The organism is Cupriavidus sp. HE11 (assembly GCF_056097175.1).
In genome coordinates this window covers 381,158-404,686 of the sequence record NZ_CP184466.1, presented here as the reverse complement: position 1 = coordinate 404,686, position 23,529 = coordinate 381,158, and the positions used below count along the sequence as shown (strand labels likewise).

Sequence of the window (23,529 nt, the reverse complement as noted above, 5' to 3'; positions counted from 1 at the left end):
CCAGGCGCGCAGAACATTCGAACATAAGGAGACCCATGTCCATAGATCACACCCATGACGCCAATCGTCGGCACTTGCTTGGCCTGGTGGCAGCACTGGGCGCCGGGGCACTTGTCCCCACCCTGGCGCGCGCGCAGGCCTGGCCGTCCAAGACCATCCGGCTGGTGGTGCCGTTCGCGCCGGGAGGTAGCTCGGAAATCGTCGCGCGATCCACCGCTGCGGAGCTGACCAAGCTACTAGGCGTATCGGTCTTCGTCGAGAATAAGCCGGGCGGTGCGGGCAATATCGCCATGGGCGAGGTGGCACGGGCCGACGACAATCACACGCTGATCCTCGGCCATATCGGCACGCTGGCAGTCAATCCGTACATTTTTCCGAAGCTGCCATACGATCCGAACAAGGACTTCCGGGCAATTTCGCTGCTTTCCAAGGTACCGAGCCTATATGTCGTACATCCCGACGTGCCAGCTAAGAACCTCAAGGAATTCGTAGCGCTGGCCAAGAGCAAGCCGGGCAAGCTCAACTATGGCTCGGCCGGCAATGGCAGCGCTGGCCACCTGGCCTTCGAATACCTGAAGGCAACCACGGGCACCTTTATCACCCATGTGCCCTATCGCGGTAGCGGCCCGCAGATTACCGACCTGCTGTCCGGACGGCTTGATGCAGCGGCCATCGGCGCGCCGGCTATCCTGCAGTTCATCAAGACGGGCAAGGTGCGTTGCATCGCTACAGGCACCGCGCAGCGTATCCCGCAGTTGCCCGATGTGCCGACAGTGGCGGAGCAAGGCTACCCAGGCTTCGAGATGACGCAGTGGTACGGGCTGCTAGCCCCGGCGTCACTCCCCCAGCCTGCAGCCGCCAAGCTTGGCGACGCCACCATCAAGGCCGTGAAAAGTCCCACTTCGGTCGAACGGCTCAGTGCGGATGCGGCGCTCGTATCGGGCAGCACGCCAGAGGAGTTCTCTCGCTTTATCGCGGCAGAACAGCAACGCTGGAAGCCGATCGTGGCGCGCGCCGGGATCAAGCCGGACTAGACACCCCCAGGCAACGACGCGGTTACCATGCTTTCATGCTCAATGACTACATCCGCCGTTGGCGCCTGGTGCCAGAAGCCGGACCCATCTTGACCGCGCGCAGTTGCCTTCTTGCGGCGACGTGCGACGGACAGCCCGCAATGAGCGAGTACCCGTGCTGCCCCGTCTCCGTCCCACCAAGCCATGACAGCATTGCCGCGTCGCTCCTCGTCGCACAAGGCGACCTTCAACATGGCTCGCCCTCGCCCTTCAGCGTTGCGCCGCGCACCTCGTCCCTCGCGCCATGTTTCCGGCATGCTCACAATATCCAAACTGCGCAACAGTCTTTTCCAACCTGGAGGTTTATCCGCGCGGCCGGCTGCGGTAAAACCATCGTCCCGTACTCGCAAAAGACGACCCCAGTTTCGCCCCGGCCTTGGACTTCAAAACTCGCTCTCACTGGCTGCCAGCACTTTGCCGCACGCTGGCAGTGCTACCGCTACCCGTGCTGCACGCCGCCGGCCGTGCGCTAGGCCGTCTGGTCTACGCCTTGCCCGGCCGATATCGGCAGCGTCTGCGGGAGAATGCCGCGCAGGCCGGCTATCCGGATGCCAGCTTCGCGCGCCGCTCAGCCGCAGAAGCCGGCGCCATGATCCTCGAGACCTGTCGCATCTGGTTTCGTAATGACGGCAGCATCGCGCGCGCGATCTGCGACGACTGGGACGTGGTCGACACCGCCCGCGCCGAGGGCAAAGGCATCTTGTTCCTGACCCCACACCTGGGTAGCTTCGAGATCACGGCACGCTACGCCGCCAGGCGGATGCCGCTCACTGTGATGTTCCGTACGCCCCGCAAGGAATATCTGCGTGCGCTGATGGGCAGCGCTCGCTCCACCTCTGATCTGACCGCGGTGCCGGCCTCTCCCCAGGGCGTACGCGCCTTCATGCGGGCGCTGCGCCAAGGCGGTGCGGTGGGCTTGCTGCCCGACCAGGCACCGAGCCTTGGCGAGGGAGTGTGGGTACCCTTCTTTGGCCGGCAGGCATTCACCATGACACTGCCTGGCAAACTGGCCGCGCAGGCCAAAGTGGCGGTGATCCTCGCGTCGGGCGAGCGCCTGCCACGCGGGCGCGGATGGCGCCTGCACCTGATGCGGATGCCCGGAGAGATGCCGGATGAACCCGCAACTCAGGCCGCTCTGCTCAACGGTGCGATGGAAACGCTGATCCGGCGGTTTCCCGAACAGTACCTGTGGAGCTACAACCGCTACAAGGCACCTCGTGGCGCGCCGCCTCGTCCAGTCGAGCAAGCGCGCCGCCGCTCCGTCCGCGCGTTCTGAGTTCACAGTGAACTGGACCTCGTGCTCGCTCTTATCTATGACGCGGCTGTCAGCCTGTGCGTTATCGACAAAGCCACCGGTCGTGGCCGCGAGCCCTGTTTTGCCGTCATCGCCCAGCTTTCTTGTGCCAACCGCCCCGTCAGCCTTGCCCGCTGCTGGCCAAATTCCACAGCGTAGCCGAACGGGTTCCCGTACGGCAGTACGCGAGTACGGGCTTCGGCAGGTCCGCCATGAGCAAACCGAAGGCTGCAGCAGCTTCGACTGTGACATCACCCGATGCCACGGGCAGGTAGTGCGCGGCCATGCCCAGCGAACTGGCAACCTCCGCGATTTTCGCGAACTGGGTCTGGCCGGCCGCCTCTCCATCGTGCCGGTTGCAGACGATGGAACGGAACCCGATCGCATGCGCCGCCCGTACGTCGGCTCCGCTTAACTGTGGCGCCACGCTCACGTCGTTCGAGAGCTGCCTGATCTGCATGTCCTGTCGGTCCGTCCCCACTTCCAGACAGCGCTCTATGGCCCGGCGGAAGCAATCGATCGCAAAATCCACGTCTGCCTCCGTTGTGAAGCGCCCGAGGCTCAAACGAACTGTGCGTTCCGCCGCATCCTCACCCATACCGACGCAAGTCAGCACGTGAGACGGTTTGCCAGCCGCCGAATTGCAGGCAGATGTTGAGGAGATGGCCAGGTCATCAGCCAGCATGAACGGGAAGAAATTGGGCAACTCCACCGTCAGACTGAGTGTGTGCGGAATGCGGACCGCGGCGCTGACGTTCTGCGTGACGGCGCCTGTGGCGCGCACACCGTTCAGCAAGCGCTCGCTCAGTTGCGCGATACGCGCGTTGTCCGACGCCATTTCCGTGCGTGCCAGTTCGCAAGCCGTTCCCATGCCCACAATCTGGTGCGTGGGGAGGGTGCCAGACCGTAGTCCCTGCTCGTGTCCTCCACCATGCATCTGGCATGCGATGCGCGATGCCACTTCGCGGCTCACATAGAGCGCACCGATGCCCTTCGGACCATAGAGCTTGTGTGCCGACATCGACAGCAGGTCAATGCCCATCGCCTTTACGTCAATCGCGGTCTTGCCGGCCGCCTGCGCCGCGTCCACGTGAAGCAGGGCGCCAGCCGCGTGGACGACCCGCGAGATCTCGGCGATGTTGGTAAGGGTGCCGATCTCGTTGTTCACCATCATCAACGAAACGAGGCCCGTGTGATGGTTGCAGGCCGCTTCCACAGCGGCCGGCGAAATCTCGCCGGACGGATCCGGCAAGAGATAGGAAACGGAAACGTCGCGTTGCTCAAGGTACGACGCGGTGTCCAGAATTGCCTTGTGCTCAAGCTTGCTGGTAACCAGATGGCGCCGCGCCGACTCGCGGTCGAAAAAGCCCTTGAGAGCCAGATTGTTCGACTCGGTCGCACCGGACGTCCAGACAATCTCGGATGGCTCTGCACCAATCAGCGCTGCGACCTGGGCGCGAGCCTGCTCGACCAGTTCCTTTGCCTTCAGCCCGGCAGCGTGGGAATTCGATGCAGGGTTTCCGAAGACGCCGGCGGCCCCCAGGCAGCCGAACATCGCGTCCATGACACGAGGGTCAGCCGGTGTGGTTGCAGCGTAATCGAAGTACCGCAGAGTGTCCGTGCTCATCATTCATCCTTCAGAAGGGTAGAAATGCTACGACGAGCGCACTGAAAGTTGCTTCCAAAATCCATCCCCGACAGGGGGATGCGTAGCATGCAATGCTACCGACCATTATTTATGTAGAATATTTTCGCGCGTCCTGGGCTGCACGGGCAGGCTCCAATGACCGTATCGGCCACGTCAGGCTTTTCGCGGTGAGGCCGCCGCCTGGCCCGTTGCGATGCAAATGACCTGACGAGCGTCTCGTTTCCGCGACGACTCCTGCACCAATGGCCGGTGGGTCAAGACACCTCGCGAAGACGTTCATTTGTCACTGCGACGACCCAGTCAATGAACGCACGCAGTTTTGCGCTGACGTGGCGATTCGGTGGATACGCAATGTAAAGCGGCATCGGATCCAGTTGCCAATCCTCGAACAGTGCGACGAGTTCCCCCTGCTTCAGATGTGCTTTTGCCATATAACGTGGGAGCCACAGGATGCCAAGGCCTGCCAACCCTGCCGCAAGATAGGCGTTACCGTCATCTACGGCGAGCGCATAACGGCCTTTCGCCTCTGCCCTTTCGCCTCGGCGATGCATGGCAAGGGGATAAAGATGGCCTGCGCGCCCCCACGAGAACCCGATGATGCGGTGATGCGAGGCTTCGAGTTCCGCAGGATGTGAAGGCACACCTGCCATAGCGAGGTACTCGGGCGAGGCGAAGACACCTAGCGGAAGCTCCGCCACCCGTCGGGCGATCATGGATTGATCGTTCGGCTCCCCTCCGCGGACGACGCAATCCACATTCTCACCAATGATGTCGACAGTGCGGTCGCTCACGCCCATGTCGATCTGGATGTCGGGGTAGCTAGCAAGAAACCCGGGCAGCGCCGGGATAAGGAGCAGGCGTGCAAGGGGACTTGGCACATCTACGCGAAGGCGGCCTCGCGGTGCAGTCGCGGCGCTCGACAGGCTCGTCTCAGCATCGTCCATATCGGCAAGCAGCCGCGTCACGCGCTCGTAGTAAGCCATGCCGTCGGGCGTGACGTTGAGCTTGCGTGTCGTTCTGTTCAGCAGCCGAACGCGCAAGCGCGCTTCGAGTTGCTGTACCAAATGTGTCACGGTGGTCTTGCTCATGTGAAGGGTCTCGGCCGCCCTGGTAAAGCTGCCTGCCTCGACCACCCGAACGAAAGCGCGCATCGCGTCGAACCGATCCATGAGTCTTGCCCGGTGTGTGAATTGTTTGCATTTTACAAACAGTCATGGCCAGGTTTTGTCGTTTATCGGACGGGAACCGGCCGGTAGAGTGCCCCGTATCAGCATCATGACTTTTCAAAGGAGGCAAGCGTGGCCAAGCGCGATGTGGTATTCCCACCGGGACGTCGGGCTCTTTACGAGCGTAATCGTTATTCCCCCGCTGTACGGGCAAATGGCTTGTTGTTCGTGTCGGGCCAGGTCGGCAGCCGCGAGGACGGAACCCCCGAACCGGACCTGCAGGAGCAGGTACGACTCGCATTTCGAAACCTGAATGCGATTCTGAGCGAGGCGGGATGTACGTTCGACGATGTGGTGGACGTCACGGTGTTCATGGTCGATCCACAGTCGACGTTCGAACGCGTGTGGCAAATCGTTCCGGAGTTCTGGGGTGAAGCGCCACACCCAGCACTCACAGCAGTCGGCGTGACATGGCTCTACGGCTTCGACTTTGAGATCAAGGTCATTGCCAAGCTGTCGCTAGAAGACTGAAGACTCGGGCAGATCTACTTCATTACGGTCGCCTATCTTCTCCGATACGTCTTCCAGCCAAGGATCATGACGCCCGACAAGCTTTTTGGCGCCGCTGCGGCATATCTGCTAATCGGCGTGCTCTGGGCGTACATCTACGCGAGCATCGGGTACTTCTATCCCCAGTCGTATCTGGTCGTGGGGCAGCCGGATCGGCTCGTTTATGCCGACGCTCTTTACTTCAGCATCACCGTCCTCACAAGTACCGGCTTCGGTGACATCGTGCCACTGACCCGGCCAGCGCGCGGGATGTGCATGGTCGAACAGATTACGGGCAGCTTGTTCGTCGCGATCCTGATCGCCCGCCTGGCTGGCGTCTATCCTCCGCGCGAGAGCTTCACCGAGGACCGATCCTAGGAGGCGAGCAATTTCCACATCCGGCCCGAAACTCCGATCCGCCGAGGGAAGCTGAACGGCACAACCATTTATCAATGCAGTCGAGCTGCCAGTCCTACCAGTATCGATGAAAGCGAGACGGAGTATCTATACAGGGGTCGTGAGCCGTCGACTGAGCCGGACCGGCCCAAGAATGTGGGCCGACGACCGGGTCCGGCCGGTATCCGACAGCCATTGGCGCTTAATCAAGGCCGTTCCAGGTTCGAAACCAGGCACTGAGCCCGGGGGGGTAGTCGTCATTTGTATTCGCCGGGTGCTGTTGTAGCACGGCTGCCCGACCAGTCTATGGGACGGCACGCGTGGAGTATGCCGCGTCAACATCCGCACGCACCGCCCCCGGTGGTCGCCCGACCACCCGCTTGAATGCGCGGCTGAACGCGGCGAGCGACCCGTAGCCGAGCCGATACGCAACGGATTCGATCGCCTCGCGGTCGCGTGCGATCCATTGCGCGGCGAGCCGCATCCTCAGCTCGGTCACGTAGCGCACTGGCGTCATCCCAGTCGCGGCGAGAAATCGCTCGGCGAACACCGAGCGCGACACGCCCGCTTCGGCGGCCAATTCCGCGACGCTCCAGTTGCGGCCAGGATCGCGGTGCAGCGCGACGATCGCGCGGCCGAGTTTCGGATCGAGCAACGCTTGCACCCAGCCCGTCGCATCGCCGCAGCCGCACTCGACCCAGCCGCGCACGATGAACGAGGCGACTACGTCTGCGAGCCGCGCGAGGATGCCCGCGAAGCCTGCGCGCTCCGAGCAGGCTTCGCGCTCCATCGCATCGAGCATCGGGCGGATTTCGGGGTAGCGCGCGAGCAGCGTGCCGACGTGCATGAACTCCGGCATCGTGCCGACAAGCGGCTGCATGCCGCCAAGATCAAACTCCATGCACGCGCTGAAGATCAGCGCTTCGCCGACCGTCGGATCGGTTCTCGCGCAGGTCGCTGGCGTACCGACCGACGCAACCGAGTCGCAGATCGTCGCGGTCTCGAAGGCACCGATGGGACGACACGGGGCGTCTGGATCGGACACAAGTGCGTGCATGCTGCCGTGCGGCAACAGGATCGCGTCACCGGTTTCAAGCCTCGTCGTTGCGCCCGCCGCGTCGCGCAGCAGCACAGGCCCGCGCCCGACGAAATGGAACTGCGCGCGTCCCGCGACGTGGCCGAAGCTCAATCCGAACGGTCGCGGGACCTGGATGCGGCGATACTGCACGCCGCTCAGGCGCATCCCCAGCAGCAGTTCGCTGACGAGGTCGCGCACGTCGGGAACATGAGCAGGAAGGGAAACGGACATTGGATCCGGACGATTAATCAATGATTGCGGATTGTATGTCATATACCGTCCTGCCGCCGCTGCTTACCATATGCCGTCATTGGCACTTTTCCCGATTTTTCCTGACATGGAACGACGCATGAATCCCGGAATTTCCGAAGCCGCTCCGCAAGCGGCCCCCAGCGAACCCGCCTGGGGCGCGGTCTTCGCAATGGCGCTAGGGGTGTTCGGCCTCGTCACGGCCGAATTCCTGCCCGCGAGCCTGCTCACACCGATGGCCGACAGCCTCGGCGTGACCGAAGGTGTCGCCGGGCAGACGGTGACGGCCACCGCAATGGTTGCGCTCGTCGCAAGCCTGCTGACCGCCGCCGCGACGCGTACGATCGACCGGCGGCGCGTGCTGCTGGCGTTCTCGATGCTATTAGTCGCGTCGAATCTCGCGGTTGCGTTTGCGACCAACCTCACGTCGATTCTGATCGGCCGCGTTGTGCTCGGCATCGCGCTCGGAGGCTTCTGGACGATGGCAGCGGCCACCGCGATGCGGCTCGTGCCTGCGGCGATGGTGCCGCGCGCGCTGTCGATCATCTTCAGCGGCGTGGCCGTCGCGACGATCGCCGCTGCCCCGCTCGGCAGCTACTTCGGCCACCTGATTGGCTGGCGCAACGTGTTCCTGTTAGCAGCCGCGCTTGGCGGCGTCGCGTTGCTATCGCAGGTCGTGACGCTGCCGTCGATGCCACCGAGCGGAACGACCCGCCTGCGCACGTTGATCGACGTGCTGCGCCGGCCGACTGTCGGCCTTGGAATGTTCGCGACGACGCTCGTGTTCACCGGGCATTTTGCATTCTTCACGTACCTGCGGCCGTTCCTCGAACAGGTCGCGGGCGTTGGAGTAAACGAACTGTCAGCGATTCTGCTTGGCTACGGGGTCGCGAACTTCGTCGGCACGTCGCTCGCCGGCCGCGTGCTTGAACACCGGCTGCGGCCGATGCTCATCGCAATGCCTGCGCTCATGGTCGTGCTCGGCATCGGGCTCGTAGTGCTCGGCCGCGCGCCGATGATCGATGCGGTGCTCGTCGCGCTTTGGGGGATGGCGTTCGGCGGCGTGCCGGTCGCATGGTCGACATGGGTCACCCGCACCGTACCCGATGAAGCCGAGAGCGCAGGCGGCCTGATCGTCGCGGCCGTGCAGCTCGCGATCGCGACCGGTGCGGCGGCGGGTGGCGTCGTATTCGATGCAAACGGCGCCACTGGTGTGTTCGTCGGGGCCGCCATCGTGCTGGCCATCGCGGTTGCGACGATCGCGATGGGCGTGCCGCGACGAGTGGAGACAGTATCCGCGCTGGTCGAGCGTAGACTGCATTGAATCTGCCGCCATCGCGACAATAGAAGGGGCGATACGCCGGAAGATTCCGGTCAAGGCAGCCATTGAACCGCGCGCCATGCGTGAACGGCGTTCTACCGCCCGAAACCTTGGTCAGTGCAAAGTAAGGAGAACCCCATGATCAAGGTCAGCGTATTGTATCCGTACACCGAAGGCGCACGCTTCGACCATGCCTACTACCGCGACCGGCACATGCCGATGGTGAAGGCGAGGCTGGGCGGTGCCTGCGCGTACTACACCGTCGAAAAAGGCCTCGCCGGCAGAGCGCCAGGTGCACCACCCGCCTTCGTGGCGATGTGCGCGTTCATCTGTGATTCGATCGAAGGCTACCAGGCCGCCATGCAGCAGCACGGCGTCGAGATCCTGGGCGACATCGCCAACTACACCGACATCGCGCCAGTGGTCCAGGTCAGCGAGGTCGTCGTCGAGCGCTCGGATCGTTGAAGGCACCGGATGGAGTCTGACGAGGCCCGGACGCCTGGTATCGGCCATGAGCGCACTGTTGCAACTCGCCCTCGAATGGCCCCTCCGGGTTGAACACCGGGCACCTCAAAGCCATGCGCATGGCGGCGCCCGACCCTCGTTTCTCCGCTTTTCCGTCCGTTCCAGGCTCGATTCTGACGAAAAAGGAGTCGAACCTATTTCGGCCGTCCCGCTTTGGCTGCCGCCGCATCCAGCGCACGAGAAAACCGCTCGATGTCTTCTGGCCGGAACTGGGCCACAAACAACTCATTGACCGCTGCCTCGTAGATGCCCCACATCTTCTTGCGCAAGGCCTTGCCGTGCCGTGTGACGGACACGAACGCGGCACGGCCGTCTTCCTCTGAACGGATACGGGTCACCAGTTCTTCACGCTCCAGCCGGTCAATCAGGCGAGTCAGGTTGTAGCGCTCGATGGCAAGTACATCGGCCAGCTCATGCATTCGCCTGCCTTCCTCCGGCCCGCTTTCAATCCCCCACAGCACGTCGTACCAAGCGTAGACAGGCAGTCCAGCCTCGGCCAGACGCCGGTCCACCTCGCGTATCAAGGCCCGGTGCGAGCGTACGAACGAAAACCACAAATCCGGTTTCCCAGTCGACATGGCATCTCCAATAGTTGCAGTTGCAATTATGCCTCAGAGCGCCCACAATGCCCGAACGATTGCATTTGCAATTCACTTGGAACGCGATGACCCCGTCTACCCGGCAGGGCCTGATGCGAACCGAAACCCCGTCAATCCCATGGAGACAGACATGAATGCCCCGGTGTTGCCGCTGCACGTATTGCCGCTGGATGTGGACCCGCAGGAAACGCAGGAATGGATCGAGGCCCTGGCCGCCGTGACCGAAGTGGAAGGCCGCGAACGCGCCCACTACCTGATGGACCGCCTGCATGAATCGGACGCGGCCCGACACGGGGATTTTCATGGCGCAATCACGACGCCCTACGTCAACACCATCTCAGAATCGCGCGAGCAGCCTTATCCCGGCGACATGCAGATCGAACGCCGGCTGGCCGCCATGGCGCGCTGGAATGCCATGGCGATGGTGCTGCGGGCGGGCAAGCATTCCAACGTCGGCGGGCATATCGCCACGTATGCATCGGCCGCCGTGTTGTACGAAGTGGGCTTCCAGCATTTTTTCAGGGGCCGTACAGAAGGCTTCGCTGGCGATCTGGTCTACCTGCAGGGCCATGCTTCGCCAGGAATTTATGCGCGAGCCTTCCTGGAAGGTCGCATCGACGAGGCGCAACTCGACAATTTTCGTCGAGAGGCTGGGCGCAATGGCGTGTCGTCGTATCCCCATCCGCGGCTGATGCCGGATTTCTGGCAGTTCCCGACTGTCTCGATGGGGCTTGGACCAATCACAGCGGCGTACCAGGCACGTTTCATGCGCTACCTGGAGGACCGGCAGCTCGCCCCCAGCCAGGAACGCAAGGTCTGGGCATTCCTTGGCGACGGCGAAATGGATCAGCCCGAATCGCTTGCAGCCGTAGCCATGGCCGGACGCGAACGGCTTCACAACCTGATTTTCGTCGTCAACTGCAATCTCCAGCGCCTCGACGGTCCCGTCCGGGGCAATGCCAAGATCATCCAGGAGTTCGAGGGCCTTTACCGGGCGGCTGGCTGGAACGTGATCAAGGTGATCTGGGGCAGCGGGTGGGACCGGCTGCTCGCACGCGACACCACCGGCTTGCTGCGCCAGCGCATGATGGAGTGCGTCGATGGCGAATATCAGACGTTCAAGTCGCAGGACGGAGCCTATGTACGCGAACATTTCTTCGGCAAGTATCCCGCCCTGCGCGAACTCGTGGCCGACATGAGCGATGCCGATATCTGGGCACTGACCCGGGGCGGGCACGATCCTGTCAAGGTCTTCAACGCCTACGCTGCCGCCACAAAGCATGTGGGCCAGCCTACCGTCGTCCTGGTCAAGACCGTCAAGGGATTCGGCATGGGTGAAGCCGGTGAAGGCCAGAACATCAACCATCAGTTGAAGAAGCTCAACGCGGACGCCGTTCGCGCGTTTCGCGACCGCTTCGAGTTGCCGGTCAGCGATGAGCAGCTGGAGGAGATCCCTTACCTGAAGCCTGGCCCCGATAGCGTGGAGGCTCACTACCTGCACAGCCGGCGGGCGGCCCTGGGCGGACACATTCCGGCCCGGCATGCCGGAACGGGTCCCATGGCGCTACCTCCGCTGTCGATCTTCGATACGCAATTGAACGACTCCGGCACCCGCGGCTACTCCACGACCATGGCCTTCGTGCGTATGCTTGGCACGCTGCTCAAGGACAAGGCGCTGGGCCAGAACGTGGTACCGATTGTTCCCGACGAATCACGGACTTTCGGCATGGAGGGCATGTTTCGCCAGGTCGGGATCTATTCCCACGTCGGCCAACTCTACACGCCACAAGACGCCGATCAGCTCAGCTACTATCGCGAGTCGCGCGACGGACAAATTCTGCAGGAAGGGCTCAATGAGTCCGGCGCGATGTCGGCATGGATAGCCGCGGCCACCGCGTACAGCACTCATGGCGTCAACACGCTGCCGTTCTACATCTACTATTCGATGTTCGGCTTCCAGCGGGTGGGCGACTTGGCCTGGGCCGCCGGCGATGCCCGCGCGCGCGGCTTCCTGCTCGGCGCCACCTCGGGACGGACCACGCTCATGGGCGAAGGGCTGCAGCACGACGATGGCCACAGCCACGTGCTGTCGTCAGTGATTCCCTGCTGCGTCTCATACGACCCAACCTTCGCCTACGAACTGGCGGTGATCGTCCATGACGGTATTCGCCGCATGTATGTGGATCAAGAGGACATCTTTTACTACATCACACTACTGAACGAAAACTACACGCACCCCGCGCTGCCGGAAGGCGTTGAAGAAGGTATCCTGCGCGGGTGGTATCCGCTGCGCTGCGCTGCGCCAACCGAGAAGTCCTTTGGCCGGGTACAACTGGCTGGTAGCGGCGCCATCCTCAACGAAGTCATTGCGGCGGCGGAACTGCTGGCATCGGATTTCGGCATTGCCAGCGACATCTGGAGTGCCACGAGCCTGACCGAACTGCGCCGCGAGGGCCTGGCGACCGAACGCTGGAACCTGCTCCATCCGGACGCCACGCCGCGCCTGCCCTACCTCCAGCAATGCCTGGCCGATCGGGAGGGACCGCTCGTGGTGGCCACCGACTACATGAAGATCGTGGCTGACCAGATCCGTCCGTTCATCGGCTCACGTCGCATGGTGGCACTGGGAACTGACGGATTTGGCCGCTCCGACACGCGCGAGTCGCTGCGACGCTTCTTTGAAGTGGACCGACACTTCATTGCCCTGGCTGCGCTCAAGGCGCTGGCCGATGACGGCACCGTGCCGCTCAGTGTCGTCGCCCAAGCCATTCGCCGCTATGGCCTGGACGTAGACAAGGTTGATCCGTCTATCGGCTAATCAGCAGCCATTGTCGGTCCGGCACCGAGGACGCAGGCTGCCAAATTGCCTCGTCCTCACCGTCGTGCTTCGACTGTGGATTCAACCGGTCAACGCAACAGCTCGATGGAGTCGTTCAGCCGGTGTATCGAAGTTTGGTGTCTAGCGCGGACATTCTCCGCGCTGGTGTTGCGCTTACGCGCGTTTGATCATCCGGATAATAAACAAGAGAATAACTGCACCGATCAACGCCGTGATGATCGAGGGGATCCATCCTCCGCCGGTTGCAATCCCAAGCACGCCCGCCAGCCAACCGCCGATGAAGGCGCCCGCAATGCCTACGATAATGTCAACAAGCAAGCCAAAGCCGCCTCCCTTCACAACGACTCCCGCCAGCCATCCTGCAATTGCCCCTATCACAATCCATGCGATTAAACCGTGTTCCATGATTTGCGGCTCCAAGTTGTTTGTCTTCTGATGAACCACGACGAACCTTGGCCATGACCCCGATGCAGGAGATCAACAGACAATGTCTCAAGATACCCCTCCCTTGCCCTCCTCTTGTTGGGGATGAGGCGACCGAGGACCATTATTGGACTAGGCTCTCAGCCGCCTAGACGGCTGTCGAACCCTGAGCCGTGCTCGGCCCTTTCCTCTTTTCGGAACGCAATAACGGATCAGCCAGCCTTCACAAGATTAGACAATGTCAAAATTGACTCCATGGGACTTTGGACCTAGGGAAGTCCCCCGCGACCGGCTGCTTCAGTGCAGTGATTGACCTGCTGCACGCGCGCGCCCGCCGGGTCTGGGCATCCTTGAGCAGTCGGTAAGACACGTAGTACTTATAGATATTCCGGACGTAGGTCGTCGTCCCCGTACCGATCTTTTCCGCTGCGACAGTTTCGACATTGTTAAACCAGACGTCAGGGTTGAACCCGCGCAAGGCAACGTGCTCTCCAAGATCACTGGAAATTGGGTCCGCAAATGCTTGGCTGGTCGTGTAGTCCATGGCGCGCTCTGTGATCGGGAGGCTGCGTGTGCCGCAAACAACACACGAACGGTAAAGCCCCTACGCGTCAGGTGCCCATCGCCCTGGGAAGCGGCCGGCAAACTGGTCGCCAGTGCGGCCGATCCTAGCGTTGAGAGAAAGAGGCGTCGATCCATGGCAGATCCCCAGATGGCAGCCAACTCTCAAGGCGTGAAGATGTCTAGCGCCGCCATGGCAAGGACGCCGCTCAATGCGGTGGCCGCAGCGGAATCTATGCAGAGGAGGACGGCACCGGACAGCCAGCACATCACGGTAAATCCGAGAGCTTCCTTCATAGAACCACCTTCCGCCCAAGCGACTCGCGCGCGACCACTGCCGGAGACGCCCGAAGGCAGGTTTCACGAACGTGAAACTGTTATTGGGGCTTGACGGCGGATGGACATCGGCCACGTCACCCGCGTTGTGACTCGAAATAGCTAGTAAAGGAGACGAGCAAATTTTGTGCATCATCGATACCGATGACACATCCAGCTCGGATAGGGCGGCTGCGCGAATGAGAAAAGACGTGGAGTTGCGTCCCGCGGCAACCGCTAATACATAGCCGAGGACAAGGTTCGGAAGACCAACCGCATGTGTGCTGCGATGAACACTTGACGGAGTGAGTCCACGGGCGGCCATGAATAGGCCCGGGGTCGGGCGCCCGCGACGCCGGTAGTTTTAGCGTTACCGAACCATTCAGCTATTGTTCCAGGCAGAAAATCCTAGCGCAAAAGGTCCGACGCTCCACAATCGAGTTGAGTCGTCGCATGTTGCGTTTCCAAGTTGAATTCCTTGCATCGAACGACCGCAGTCGAATTGCTGCCTGCCATCTACGCAAGCAACCTTGAGCGTCGCAGAAGGATTGGTAATCGTCTCTGGCCCCCGCCAGTCCCCGCCTAGGTAGACCGACGACTGAGACCGGCTAGGAGCGGACTGTCGGCAGCAACGTCCAGATCCTTGAACCGGCGAACGAGTACCCCCCCGATAGAGGGAAAGTAGACGAATACGGTCCGTTCATCCGATGCTGCGAGATATCAGCGTCCATGCCAGCGCCCATGATTTCGCATCATCCGAACAGGCATTAGGAACACCGCGCAGCATCAAGTGCCGGATGGCAGAACGAAAAGGATGCAAGTACGGCTGGGCCACGCTTAGTGGTGCCCCTAACACAACGGCTTGGCATTCGTCAGCCATTTCGTGTCGAAGGATCTAGGATAGGTAGGCCGGGGAGCCAAGCCCAGGGGCATCCATTTGATTTACTGAGGCACCAAACGGCTGTGCACACGATGGAGTTAGTCCACCACCCGGGACGCTCGCTGGCTGTTCTGCGCGGCTCGCCATTAATGCGCTGCAGAACGCCAATGTGCTTGCTTGCCTGCCTGGCAGCGCCGTCGGCTTCCAGCCGTCCTGTCCGACAATCACGCGGACATGCAGTCAAGCCGGCGACTACAAATGGACCGTTTCAACTGGTTTCCAGCATCGCGACCTGGCGTGCCGGCAGGACTGACTCACCTAGCGGATCCCTCTCATATCATGCGTCGGTTTATCCAGAATAGTATCTATAGCGCGCCCCGAATCACTCATAACGAACAATATCGATCCTCAGATCAATCACCCCATCAGATTGCAAACTCAAGGGAGAGAATAAATGAATCAAATTTCGGAAAGGTACCAGATTGATACCGACGGCCTCGAAATCTTCAATCAGAGGTTCTTGGATGTCGACCCCTTCGTGATTTGCTCGGAACTCAAAGAAAAGGGGTATTTCAGTTTCGAGTCGGCAATCACGGAACAGGCCTTGGCCGCCATCGAAAAATCCGCAACAGCCAAAAGATTCGGACTCAACCATAATGACGTGACTGGGGTCTACGCAGGAAGACAGTATTACTTCGTCAACTTGCTAGCGAAGTCGAAAGTATTTTACGATTTCTGCACGTCGGATTTTGTTTTTGATGTTTGCAGAAATTATCTAGGCAACTTCTTCAGACTGAAAGCATTAAGGTACTACGAAACACTTGGCGGCTATAGCATGCAATGGCACACGGACAACAAGACCGACAAAGGCTTTGCTCAGATACCTGGTCTCATCTTCATTTTCTACGTATCTGACGTCGCCGATGGAGAATTCCAGTATATCGAGGGCTCTCACAACTGGTCCGGAGAAAAGGCATATTCCGACTACTCCGAAGACTTCATTAGCAAGAACTACGCCGACAAGATTGTTTCTTTTAAATATCCGCGCGGCTCTCTAATAATATACAACACCTACGGGATTCATAGAGCAAAGCCAGTCTTAGATAGGAAATTCATCAGAAAGAGCGTATTTTTCCAAGTAGACAGCGAAATCACAAACAGTGAGCCCATCATAATAAATCCAAACTTCGTGGGGAACCTATCAGAGGACCTCAAGACCTACCTTGGATTTGGCAGCCATTCTGAGTACGAGATCTTCCCTTCGACGGATCTCCTCTCGCTTGACAGCAGCCAATGCAGCGCGCCCCACATCCTGTCCATTCTGCTCAAAAGATGGCTCCTGGAAAATGCCCGCTCGAGCATAATGAGGTTTCCGATCATTCGAAGAATCAGACACTCGCTGCAAAGAGGCCTGTCTCCCGCCAGGCAGCGCAAAGCTCGGCCCTCCAAAGAAGCGCTGACAAAATGAGTCTACGGGCGAGTACGGTCGCCGCGCTTGCGGCCGACGCGACGGTTTGTGAGCGTGGATTCGCCCCAATGTTGAAGCCGATTTGTCTGTAACGGCGCTAGCCGAGGCAGCCCGGAAGAGTCCGCGTAACTTCAACTGCGTCTATCAACGCGCAATGGGGGAGCCCTGCACGTGCTGTCGGGAAGATCAAACGGAAGCAGCCAGGCGTCTTCTGGAATCGGCACTTGATGGCATTCCGGCTCCACGCATCGGACTGGGTTTGGAGTTGACGAACGCATGCGCCGCGCCTTCGTGAAAGCCTTTAGCGCGTCCCTGCAAGACTATCGTCAGCAGTTTGCGCATACGCAGGGCTGAGGGCGCATGGTTTGGTTCGGGCCAAAAGCGCCGGCCGGCCAGGAAGGCAACTGGGTACAAACCATGCCGGGTAAGCACTGGATGGTGATCCTGCGACTCTATGCACCGCTGCAAGCCTGGTTCGATCAAAGCTGGAAACCTGGCGACTTCAAGGAAGTGAGGTAAATCGCGCTCCAAGTCCCCGCAGCCTCGGGCGTGGGACAGCGCCTCGATCCCGCCGCCATGGATAGTGCCGTGGATCAATTTACCGGCCGTGCGTCCGGGAAGGTATAAGTGCCACGCAGCACTTCCGCCCGCGGCCGGTACAGGCGCAGGGTGTAATTCCAGCCCTCCACGATCGGCAAGCAATTCACCACGCCAGCGTCGCAGCCGCCGAACTGGATCGTGATGGCGTCGTCCGCGCCGCGCTTGGCGGTCAGGTTGTTCAGCGCATAAGCATTGGCTGCATTCTTCTGGAAATAGCCGTCGCCGTTGTAGACGCTGATAGACCAGAAGCCGTCGACCGGTACTTCCTTTGCCGTGAGGCGGTAGACCGTCTTACCGTCGTTTTTTGCAGGTGTGAAGCTGAAGTAAGTGGCGTCCTTGTCGGGGTTGCCACCCCAGCCCGCGGCGGTGCCAAGCAGATGCTTTACGGGATCGACTTCGCCCTTCTTGCCGAAAGCCCCCTTGAAGTCGGGCGTCGTCGCCTGGACCGCCAGCAGTGCGTCGCGCAGCTTCTTCTGGCTCACGGGATCCCAATTGGGCAGTTCCAACTTGCCCTGGCCCTTCTGGCTAACCTGAATGGCATCCTGCAGGGTATGGACCTGCTTCAGGTCCTCCGGATCGGCAGGATCGACCAGCGTACGGATATTCACCAGTACATACCGCGTGCCAACGTTCTCCCGCGTCAGTACATGCTTGCCGGCGCCGTAGAACACGTTGGGCACGTAGTGATCCTCGTTGATGATCTGCAGCGACATGAACCGTTTGCCGGGGTCCGGCATGGTGACGGTCACGGGTCCGGCATCGAGATCAAAGACAGCGGAAGAATAGAGTGTGTCCCGATTCAATCGGATCACAGTCTGGTTGTCGATCGACGCCGGCTCTCGCCGGTGAAACAGCTTCCCCAACCCTTCCCGTTTAGCCAGATTGGCGATGTACATATCCGATTCGGCACGGACAAAATTGTTGACCGTAACAGTGAGCGGCTTACCTTCAACCGACGCGGTCTGCGCATGCGCCATGCCGAAGCCGGTGAGTGACATGGCGATAGCGGAATGAGCGATAAGCGATGTCTTCATGAGTGTCCCATGTCGAGATTTTCACATGCTGGAGATTATCCGGCAGTATGCCGCGCCGTAGACGCTAAAGCGCCGAGTCATGAAATCACTTATCACGCCAAAAAAATCGCTAATATCACGCCAGTATGTCCCTTCAGTGTGAATGTCGTAGCGGTGCAGGCTCACCTGCAGATCGATTACTGGGAACGGTGCTCTCCGACCGAAGCGACTAGGCGCCGTAGGTTCGACGACCGGTTCCAGCCCCGAGCGGCCGTCCATGAGCTTCACATCTAACGTCCGTTACAGGTTGTGGATTCAACCGGTCGATGCAACACACCAGACGCTGCGTGAGCAGTGGAGGCGTTGCAAATGAAACAGAGGCGCCACAACTGTGCAATTTTCGATTGGCGTAAAGCAGCACAACGCGCCCTCGAAATGGAAAAGCTCACCGACGAGGAATATGCTGTGCGCCTCGGGGTGAGCCACCTGTAATGGAAGCGGGCCAGTGGGCCCGCTTTTCTTCGCGGTTTCGGTTCGACAATGGCAAGGGCGACGTTGCTGTTGCCCGTCGCGAATGGGCTGCCCGGTACTGCCGTCAGCGCGCCGGATGTGCCGTCGTTAGCAAAGGCGTACAGCGTGCCATTGGCGAATGGAGCGTACAGGTACCGCCCCTGGGACTCGATACGCAGGCGTCGGCCATTCATCCCGACGGTGGTCACATCGATCGCGGTGGCAGAAGAGCCCGTGGCCGGCTCCATTAGGTGCCGGGCAATCCTGTCGCCGAGATATTCCAGTGCATAGCCAAATTGCCCGGAAGGCGTAAGCGCAAAGTCGGCCACACCTGTCAACGGCGTCGGAAACATTGTCGAGGCGCCAATGGTTCCGCCTGGGCCGACGGAAGCCACGGGCTCTACTTTCGTCTTCCGTTATATCCGAAAGGATATTACGCTTCGCACGCCACGTCCGCCGTTAATTCCATGCTGCTTCGCACAACGGCTCGCGATGCGTCGAACTATCCGTCCATCGGTGATATACGATATATTTATGTGAATATAACGGATTGGCGCCCCACTGCTGCGGCGCAGACAGCCCAGGAGACGCGCATGTTCATCCGGCAACTGAGCTACGTAGTGGCATTGGCGAAGGAACGCCATTTCGGGCGCGCCGCGGCCGTTTGCAACGTGTCCCAGCCGGCGTTATCGGGCGCTATCCGAGGCATCGAAGACGAGTTGGGTGTCGTCATCGTCCAGCGGGGCCGCCGTTTTGAAGGCTTCACCGAAGACGGCGAGCGCGTGCTGGCGTGGGCTCGACGTGTCCTGGCCGATTGCGAACACCTGCGTCAGGATGCAAGAGCAAGCCGGGAAGACCCCGCGGGGGTGCTTCGCATGGGCGTGATCCCGGCTTCGCTACCACTCGTACCGACGCTCACCCAGTATTGTCTGGAACGCTACCCCCGTATGCGGCATCAGGTCTACACCCTTTCCGCCACCGAAATTCTTCGCAAGATCGGTGAGTTCGAACTCGACGTCGGCGTGAGCTATCTCGACAACGAACGACTCGGCAGCTTTTGTACCCTGCCAATTTTTTGCGAGCGCTACGTGCTGGTGGCCGCTGAAGCCGACATGTTCGACGGGGCAGAGACAGCATCGTGGGAGCGCGCGGCCAGCTTGCCGCTCTGCCTGTTCAGCGCCAACTTGCAGTGCCGGCGCGGCATCGACGCCGCATTCGCCGCAGCCGGCGCCTTCGCCGCCCCTGTCGTCGAAACGGATTCCATGACCGCGCTGTACGCTCACGTCAAGCGCGCGGGGCTATTCAGCATCCTGCCGCACAGTGTTCTCTGTCTCACGGAAACGTCGGAACGCCTGCATTCAATCCCGATGACTCCGCGGCTGGAACGCCAGATCGGGCTCGTCTACCGCGACCAGCAACCGGTTGGGCCGGTGATGAGCGCCGCCCTGCGCGGCTTTCGTGAGCTCGACATGCAGGGCCGTATCGACGCCTTGCTTGCCGGCTAGATTGCCCGCTGCGCCCGACACTGTCATTGCGTTGCCGGGCGCCAGGCGTCACGGCGCTATCGAACCGGGCGGATCAACCGCCAGTAGAGTTTGCTGATCAGCAGGAGCATGAGCGCGCCCGCCAGGGTCGGCAGCAGCAGGAAGTCCCAGCCGGGATGCAACAGGTAGATGATGACCGGATTGCTCCCCGCCGGCGGATGGACAGTATCCGTCGCCATCATCACCATCGCGGCGCACGCACCGGCCGCCGCCATGGCCCACCAGCCGGCGCCAAGCCAGTGCAAGCATGCTAGGCCAATCAAGGAAGACAGCACGTGGCCGCCCACCACGTTCTTCGGCCGGGAAAACCCCGCTTCCGGGAAGCCGAACAGCAGCACGCAGGATGCCCCGAGCGATCCAAGAAGCCAGGGATTCCCCGTGAAGTTGACGAGGGCGCCCAGCGTGCCGAGCCCCACCAGCGCCCCCAGTCCTGCCAGAAGAATGCGGCCGGCTCTGCCGCGCCACGATTCAGCGGCGGCAGCCGTTGGCAATGCCGTGGACGAAGGCATCGCGGCTTCTACTTGTGCTTGAACCGGGCTGCCTCTTCCGATCCCTTCGTGGCATTGCCCGCGCTGTACGAGTGCGCACCGACACCAGCCAGGCTACCACCCTGCACAATCAAGTACTCGTTGCGGATAGGACGCCCCTCGAAATAGCATTCGAGAATTTCTCGCGTACCTGCCGCATAGCGGGTCTGTGCCGAAAGACTGGTGCCGGAAATGTGTGGCGTCATGCCATGGTGCGGCATCGAACGCCACGGGTGGTCGGCGGGCGCAGGTTGCGGGAACCACACATCACCGGCGTAGCCAGCGAGCTGTCCGCTTTCCAGCGCCGCCACGACGGCATTGGTGTCGCAGAGCTTGCCTCGGGCCGTGTTGATCAGGTAAGCACCGCGCTTGAACTGCCGCAGGGAGTCGGCATTGATCATGTGCTCGGTTTCAGGATGCAGTGGGCAGTTCAGCGTTACGACATCGCAAACGCGGGTCAGGCTCTCCAGGCTGGTGTGATGCGTCAGGTTCAGTTCCCGCTCGACCGCTTCCGGCAGGCGATGGCGATCCATGTAGTGAAGCTTCATATCGAACGGCTTGAGCAGGCGCAGCACACGCAGACCGATACGCCCTGCGGCCACCGTGCCAACGTGCATGCCTTCGACGTCGTAGGATCGCGCGACGCAGTCGGCGATGTTCCAACCGCCCTTGGTCACCCAGTTGTAGGACGGGATGTAGTTGCGAACAAGGCCCAGCGTCATCATCACCACGTGCTCGGCCACGCTGTTGCTGTTGCAGTAGGTGACCTCGGCGACGGTGATCCCGCGGTCCATCGCTGCCTGGAGATCCGTATGATCCGACCCGATGCCTGCCGTCACGATCATTTTCAGCTTGGGCGCGCGGGCGATGCGTTCGGCGGTCATGTACGCCGGCCAGAACGGCTGCGAGATCACGATCTCGGCGTCATGCAATTCGCGGTCGAGCACGCTATTGGCACCGTCCTTGCTCGACGTCACGACGAGTTCGTGGCCATTGGATTCCAGATACTTGCGCAATCCAAGCTCTCCCGAGACGCTGCCCAACAACGTCCCGGGCGTGAAGTCGATGGCGTGCGGCGTCGGGAGAGTCTGACCGTCGGGGTAGCGCTCGAGCTGCGGCAGATCGTCCCGCGCATAGCTTTTGGGATAGCCCTTGACGGGGTCATCGTAGAGAACACAAACAATCTTGGCCATTCTCGTATCCTTGCAGGAGTCCAGATGATCGACGCCGCGCTGTTGGCGGCTGCGGGAGGCGCAGTCCACGACTGCGCACAACCATCTTGGGACATACCCACAAGGGACTACCAATCGTTTGATTCGATGTCTTGATCGGCGGCGCTTATCAGGGCGAGGCGATTGCTTGCGGGAGACCAGCAGCCGGGTTCATCTATTCGGTGGGAAAGGACCGCTTCGGGATCTTGGGGGACAAAGCGTGAGAGGGTCCAGGGTGCCACGCCCCCCGCGCGCCGCAGCTACCCCTGGTTGACGGTCAGACGTTCCATCAACTCGACGAAGCTCGCCACGCTCGCACTACGCAACGGGTAGTAGGAAATCCCCTGATGCTGGCAGACACGCTTGAGCATATTGACTGAGTCGTGATCGACACAGTCGACCGGGAAGACCACCATGTCCGCCGAGGCGATCATGGCCGGCAGGCGTCCCTTGCGGTCTTCCAGGCCCCCGTCGTGGTCCTGGAAGTAGCCGCCAGCGCGGTCCTGGATGTGGTGCCGTTGGCTAAGGATATAACGGCGCAGTCGTTGTGCCCGCGGCGTTTGCCGCCGTTTTGCCATGCCCAGAGAACCAGTCGACTCCCATCTGATCCGCGTCCTGCACCTGCTTCTGACCCAGCGAAGCGTCTCGCGCACAGCCCACCTTCTGGGCCAGACGCAGCCCTCCATCAGCGTGGCATTACGCCGCTTGCGGGCATTGACGGGAGACCCGTTGCTGGTGCGCAGTGGCAACCGGATGGTGCCGACGGAACACGGGTTGGCGCTCGTCGGTGCGGCAGAACTGGCACCAACCGGGATAGGCAGGATCCTGGAGCCGGCCACCGCCTTCGATCCGGCGCGCACCACACGCGTGTTCCGGATCGGCTCGCCGGACTACCTAGATGTCTTCTTCGTCCCCTCGGTGATAGAACGGTTTCACGCCGAGGCACCGAACGCCACGCTGGAAGTCCATCACCTGATGGCAGAGGGCGGCTACGAGCAAGGGCTCGAGGACGGCCACCTCGACCAGGTCATCGGCAACTGGCGGACACCCCCCGATAACTTGCATCTGCATCCGCTGTGTGCGGACGAGTTGGTCTGCATGCTGCGCGACGACCATTCGATTCGCGCCGGCGCCATGACGGCGCAGGCGTATGGCGCAGCCCAACACTTGACGGTGGCTACGCGTAATCTGCCCGGCCAGGACACGATCGACATCGAGCTGGCGCGCGCCGGCCTGTCACGCAAGGTGACCACGCAGATTCCCTACTTCTGCATGGCGCCCTATGTCCTGGTGCGCAGCAACCTGGTGTTCACGACGGCGCGCGCCTTCGCGAGCCATTACGCTAGCCTTCTGCCGCTGCGTATCGAACCATTTCCGGTACCGGTCGGTGCGTTGCATTACTACCAGCTCTGGCACGCGCGCAGTCACAAGGACATGGGTTCGCGCTGGCTTCGCGGCATTGTCGCGGCCGTGGCACGCGAACTTCTGGCCCGGACAGGAGCGACACGCCGACAGGTGCGCTAGCGCGAGGATGTGGATGCTCCGAAATATACTACTGGATATATCGGAGACAGCTACTACAGTTGGGGACCGAGCCAAACGGTACAATTGAGCGATTACCAGGCGCAGTCCTCTCCAAAAGCCGAGTTCGATCTCCGTTCACCTTCTCATGGCACCGATACGAACAGCCTCCAGCACCGCTCGCGGGCGCTCCAAATCCTCACCAGCGCACGTGAAATT

19 protein-coding genes and 3 pseudogenes are annotated in these 23,529 nt (G+C 61.1%); 11 read left to right on the top strand and 11 right to left on the bottom strand.

All coding sequences use genetic code 11. The features are described 5' to 3' along the window. Positions 1 to 35: 35 nt before the first annotated feature. Positions 36 to 1,034, top strand: coding sequence for a Bug family tripartite tricarboxylate transporter substrate binding protein (locus ACOABP_RS29730; RefSeq protein WP_474230646.1), 999 nt, complete (start codon positions 36 to 38; stop codon positions 1,032 to 1,034). A 140-nt stretch (positions 1,035 to 1,174) separates the two neighbouring features. On the opposite strand, the pseudogene ACOABP_RS29725 reads toward ACOABP_RS29730, so the two are convergent. Next, positions 1,175 to 1,270 (bottom strand): annotated as a pseudogene (locus ACOABP_RS29725) (aminoglycoside phosphotransferase family protein); the annotation flags it as partial. 206 nt (positions 1,271 to 1,476) lie between these two features. On the opposite strand from ACOABP_RS29725, the gene ACOABP_RS29720 reads away from it, so the two are divergent. Continuing rightward, positions 1,477 to 2,349 carry a lysophospholipid acyltransferase family protein gene (locus ACOABP_RS29720; protein WP_474231358.1) on the top strand — a complete coding sequence of 291 codons (873 nt, stop codon included), beginning with the start codon at positions 1,477 to 1,479 and terminating at the stop codon, positions 2,347 to 2,349. Between the two features lie 139 nt (positions 2,350 to 2,488). Here the strand turns inward: ACOABP_RS29720 and ACOABP_RS29715 are convergent, their stop codons facing one another. Further along, a complete protein-coding gene (locus ACOABP_RS29715) occupies positions 2,489 to 3,997 on the bottom strand; it encodes an aminotransferase class V-fold PLP-dependent enzyme (protein ID WP_474230644.1) in 1,509 nt (502 codons plus the stop codon). Positions 3,998 to 4,269: 272 nt separating this feature from the next. Further along, the gene (locus tag ACOABP_RS29710) at positions 4,270 to 5,184 is read right to left on the bottom strand and encodes a LysR family transcriptional regulator (protein WP_474230642.1); all 915 of its coding nucleotides are present in this window, start codon (positions 5,182 to 5,184) and stop codon (positions 4,270 to 4,272) included. Between the two features lie 129 nt (positions 5,185 to 5,313). Between ACOABP_RS29710 and ACOABP_RS29705 the strand changes: the two genes are divergently transcribed. Next, on the top strand, positions 5,314 to 5,712 hold the full coding sequence (locus ACOABP_RS29705; RefSeq protein ID WP_474230641.1) for a RidA family protein: 399 nt from the start codon (positions 5,314 to 5,316) through the stop codon (positions 5,710 to 5,712). Between the two features lie 66 nt (positions 5,713 to 5,778). Continuing rightward, positions 5,779 to 6,108, top strand: a complete 330-nt coding sequence (locus tag ACOABP_RS29700; protein WP_474230639.1) for a potassium channel family protein — start codon at positions 5,779 to 5,781, stop codon at positions 6,106 to 6,108. Between the two features lie 322 nt (positions 6,109 to 6,430). On the opposite strand, the gene ACOABP_RS29695 is transcribed toward ACOABP_RS29700, so the two are convergent. Further along, complete coding sequence (locus ACOABP_RS29695; protein ID WP_474230637.1) at positions 6,431 to 7,477, bottom strand: AraC family transcriptional regulator; 1,047 nt, start codon at positions 7,475 to 7,477, stop codon at positions 6,431 to 6,433. 76 nt (positions 7,478 to 7,553) lie between these two features. Here ACOABP_RS29695 and ACOABP_RS29690 point away from each other — a divergent pair, with 76 nt between their 5' ends. After that, entirely contained in the window at positions 7,554 to 8,777 is a 1,224-nt protein-coding gene (locus ACOABP_RS29690) for an MFS transporter (RefSeq protein ID WP_474230635.1), read from the top strand. Between the two features lie 135 nt (positions 8,778 to 8,912). Further along, positions 8,913 to 9,239: an EthD family reductase gene (locus ACOABP_RS29685; RefSeq protein ID WP_474230634.1), complete on the top strand. Its 327-nt coding sequence runs from the start codon at positions 8,913 to 8,915 to the stop codon at positions 9,237 to 9,239. Between the two features lie 194 nt (positions 9,240 to 9,433). Here the strand turns inward: ACOABP_RS29685 and ACOABP_RS29680 are convergent, their stop codons facing one another. Then, positions 9,434 to 9,877: a MarR family winged helix-turn-helix transcriptional regulator gene (locus ACOABP_RS29680; RefSeq protein ID WP_474230633.1), complete on the bottom strand. Its 444-nt coding sequence runs from the start codon at positions 9,875 to 9,877 to the stop codon at positions 9,434 to 9,436. A gap of 151 nt (positions 9,878 to 10,028) precedes the next feature. On the opposite strand from ACOABP_RS29680, the gene aceE reads away from it, so the two are divergent. Beyond that, positions 10,029 to 12,716, top strand: a complete 2,688-nt coding sequence (aceE, locus tag ACOABP_RS29675; RefSeq protein WP_474230631.1) for a pyruvate dehydrogenase (acetyl-transferring), homodimeric type — start codon at positions 10,029 to 10,031, stop codon at positions 12,714 to 12,716. A gap of 174 nt (positions 12,717 to 12,890) precedes the next feature. On the opposite strand, the gene ACOABP_RS29670 is transcribed toward aceE, so the two are convergent. Together ACOABP_RS29670 and ACOABP_RS29665 are read right to left on the bottom strand one after the other, a co-directional pair. Next, entirely contained in the window at positions 12,891 to 13,142 is a 252-nt protein-coding gene (locus ACOABP_RS29670; protein WP_474230629.1) for a GlsB/YeaQ/YmgE family stress response membrane protein, read from the bottom strand. A gap of 259 nt (positions 13,143 to 13,401) precedes the next feature. Next, positions 13,402 to 13,635, bottom strand: a pseudogene (locus ACOABP_RS29665) (hypothetical protein); the annotation flags it as partial. A 1,735-nt stretch (positions 13,636 to 15,370) separates the two neighbouring features. On the opposite strand from ACOABP_RS29665, the gene ACOABP_RS29660 reads away from it, so the two are divergent. Continuing rightward, a complete protein-coding gene (locus tag ACOABP_RS29660; RefSeq protein WP_474230627.1) occupies positions 15,371 to 16,384 on the top strand; it encodes a phytanoyl-CoA dioxygenase family protein in 1,014 nt (337 codons plus the stop codon). A gap of 360 nt (positions 16,385 to 16,744) precedes the next feature. After that, positions 16,745 to 16,903, top strand: coding sequence for a DUF1214 domain-containing protein (locus ACOABP_RS29655; RefSeq protein ID WP_474230625.1), 159 nt, complete (start codon positions 16,745 to 16,747; stop codon positions 16,901 to 16,903). A gap of 74 nt (positions 16,904 to 16,977) precedes the next feature. On the opposite strand, the gene ACOABP_RS29650 is transcribed toward ACOABP_RS29655, so the two are convergent. After that, a complete protein-coding gene (locus ACOABP_RS29650) occupies positions 16,978 to 18,018 on the bottom strand; it encodes a DUF1254 domain-containing protein (protein WP_474230624.1) in 1,041 nt (346 codons plus the stop codon). A gap of 1,082 nt (positions 18,019 to 19,100) precedes the next feature. Here ACOABP_RS29650 and ACOABP_RS29645 point away from each other — a divergent pair. Then, entirely contained in the window at positions 19,101 to 20,012 is a 912-nt protein-coding gene (locus ACOABP_RS29645; RefSeq protein WP_474230622.1) for a LysR family transcriptional regulator, read from the top strand. A gap of 56 nt (positions 20,013 to 20,068) precedes the next feature. On the opposite strand, the gene ACOABP_RS29640 is transcribed toward ACOABP_RS29645, so the two are convergent. The 3 genes and pseudogenes from ACOABP_RS29640 to ACOABP_RS29630 form a co-directional block, all read right to left on the bottom strand. Continuing rightward, complete coding sequence (locus ACOABP_RS29640; RefSeq protein ID WP_474230620.1) at positions 20,069 to 20,560, bottom strand: HPP family protein; 492 nt, start codon at positions 20,558 to 20,560, stop codon at positions 20,069 to 20,071. 8 nt (positions 20,561 to 20,568) lie between these two features. Further along, positions 20,569 to 21,771 carry an NAD-dependent formate dehydrogenase gene (locus ACOABP_RS29635; protein WP_474230619.1) on the bottom strand — a complete coding sequence of 401 codons (1,203 nt, stop codon included), beginning with the start codon at positions 21,769 to 21,771 and terminating at the stop codon, positions 20,569 to 20,571. Between the two features lie 278 nt (positions 21,772 to 22,049). Further along, a pseudogene (locus tag ACOABP_RS29630) lies at positions 22,050 to 22,298 on the bottom strand (DUF2325 domain-containing protein); the annotation flags it as partial. A gap of 67 nt (positions 22,299 to 22,365) precedes the next feature. On the opposite strand from ACOABP_RS29630, the gene ACOABP_RS29625 reads away from it, so the two are divergent. Beyond that, positions 22,366 to 23,313 carry a LysR family transcriptional regulator gene (locus ACOABP_RS29625; RefSeq protein ID WP_474230617.1) on the top strand — a complete coding sequence of 316 codons (948 nt, stop codon included), beginning with the start codon at positions 22,366 to 22,368 and terminating at the stop codon, positions 23,311 to 23,313. Positions 23,314 to 23,529 lie beyond the last annotated feature (216 nt).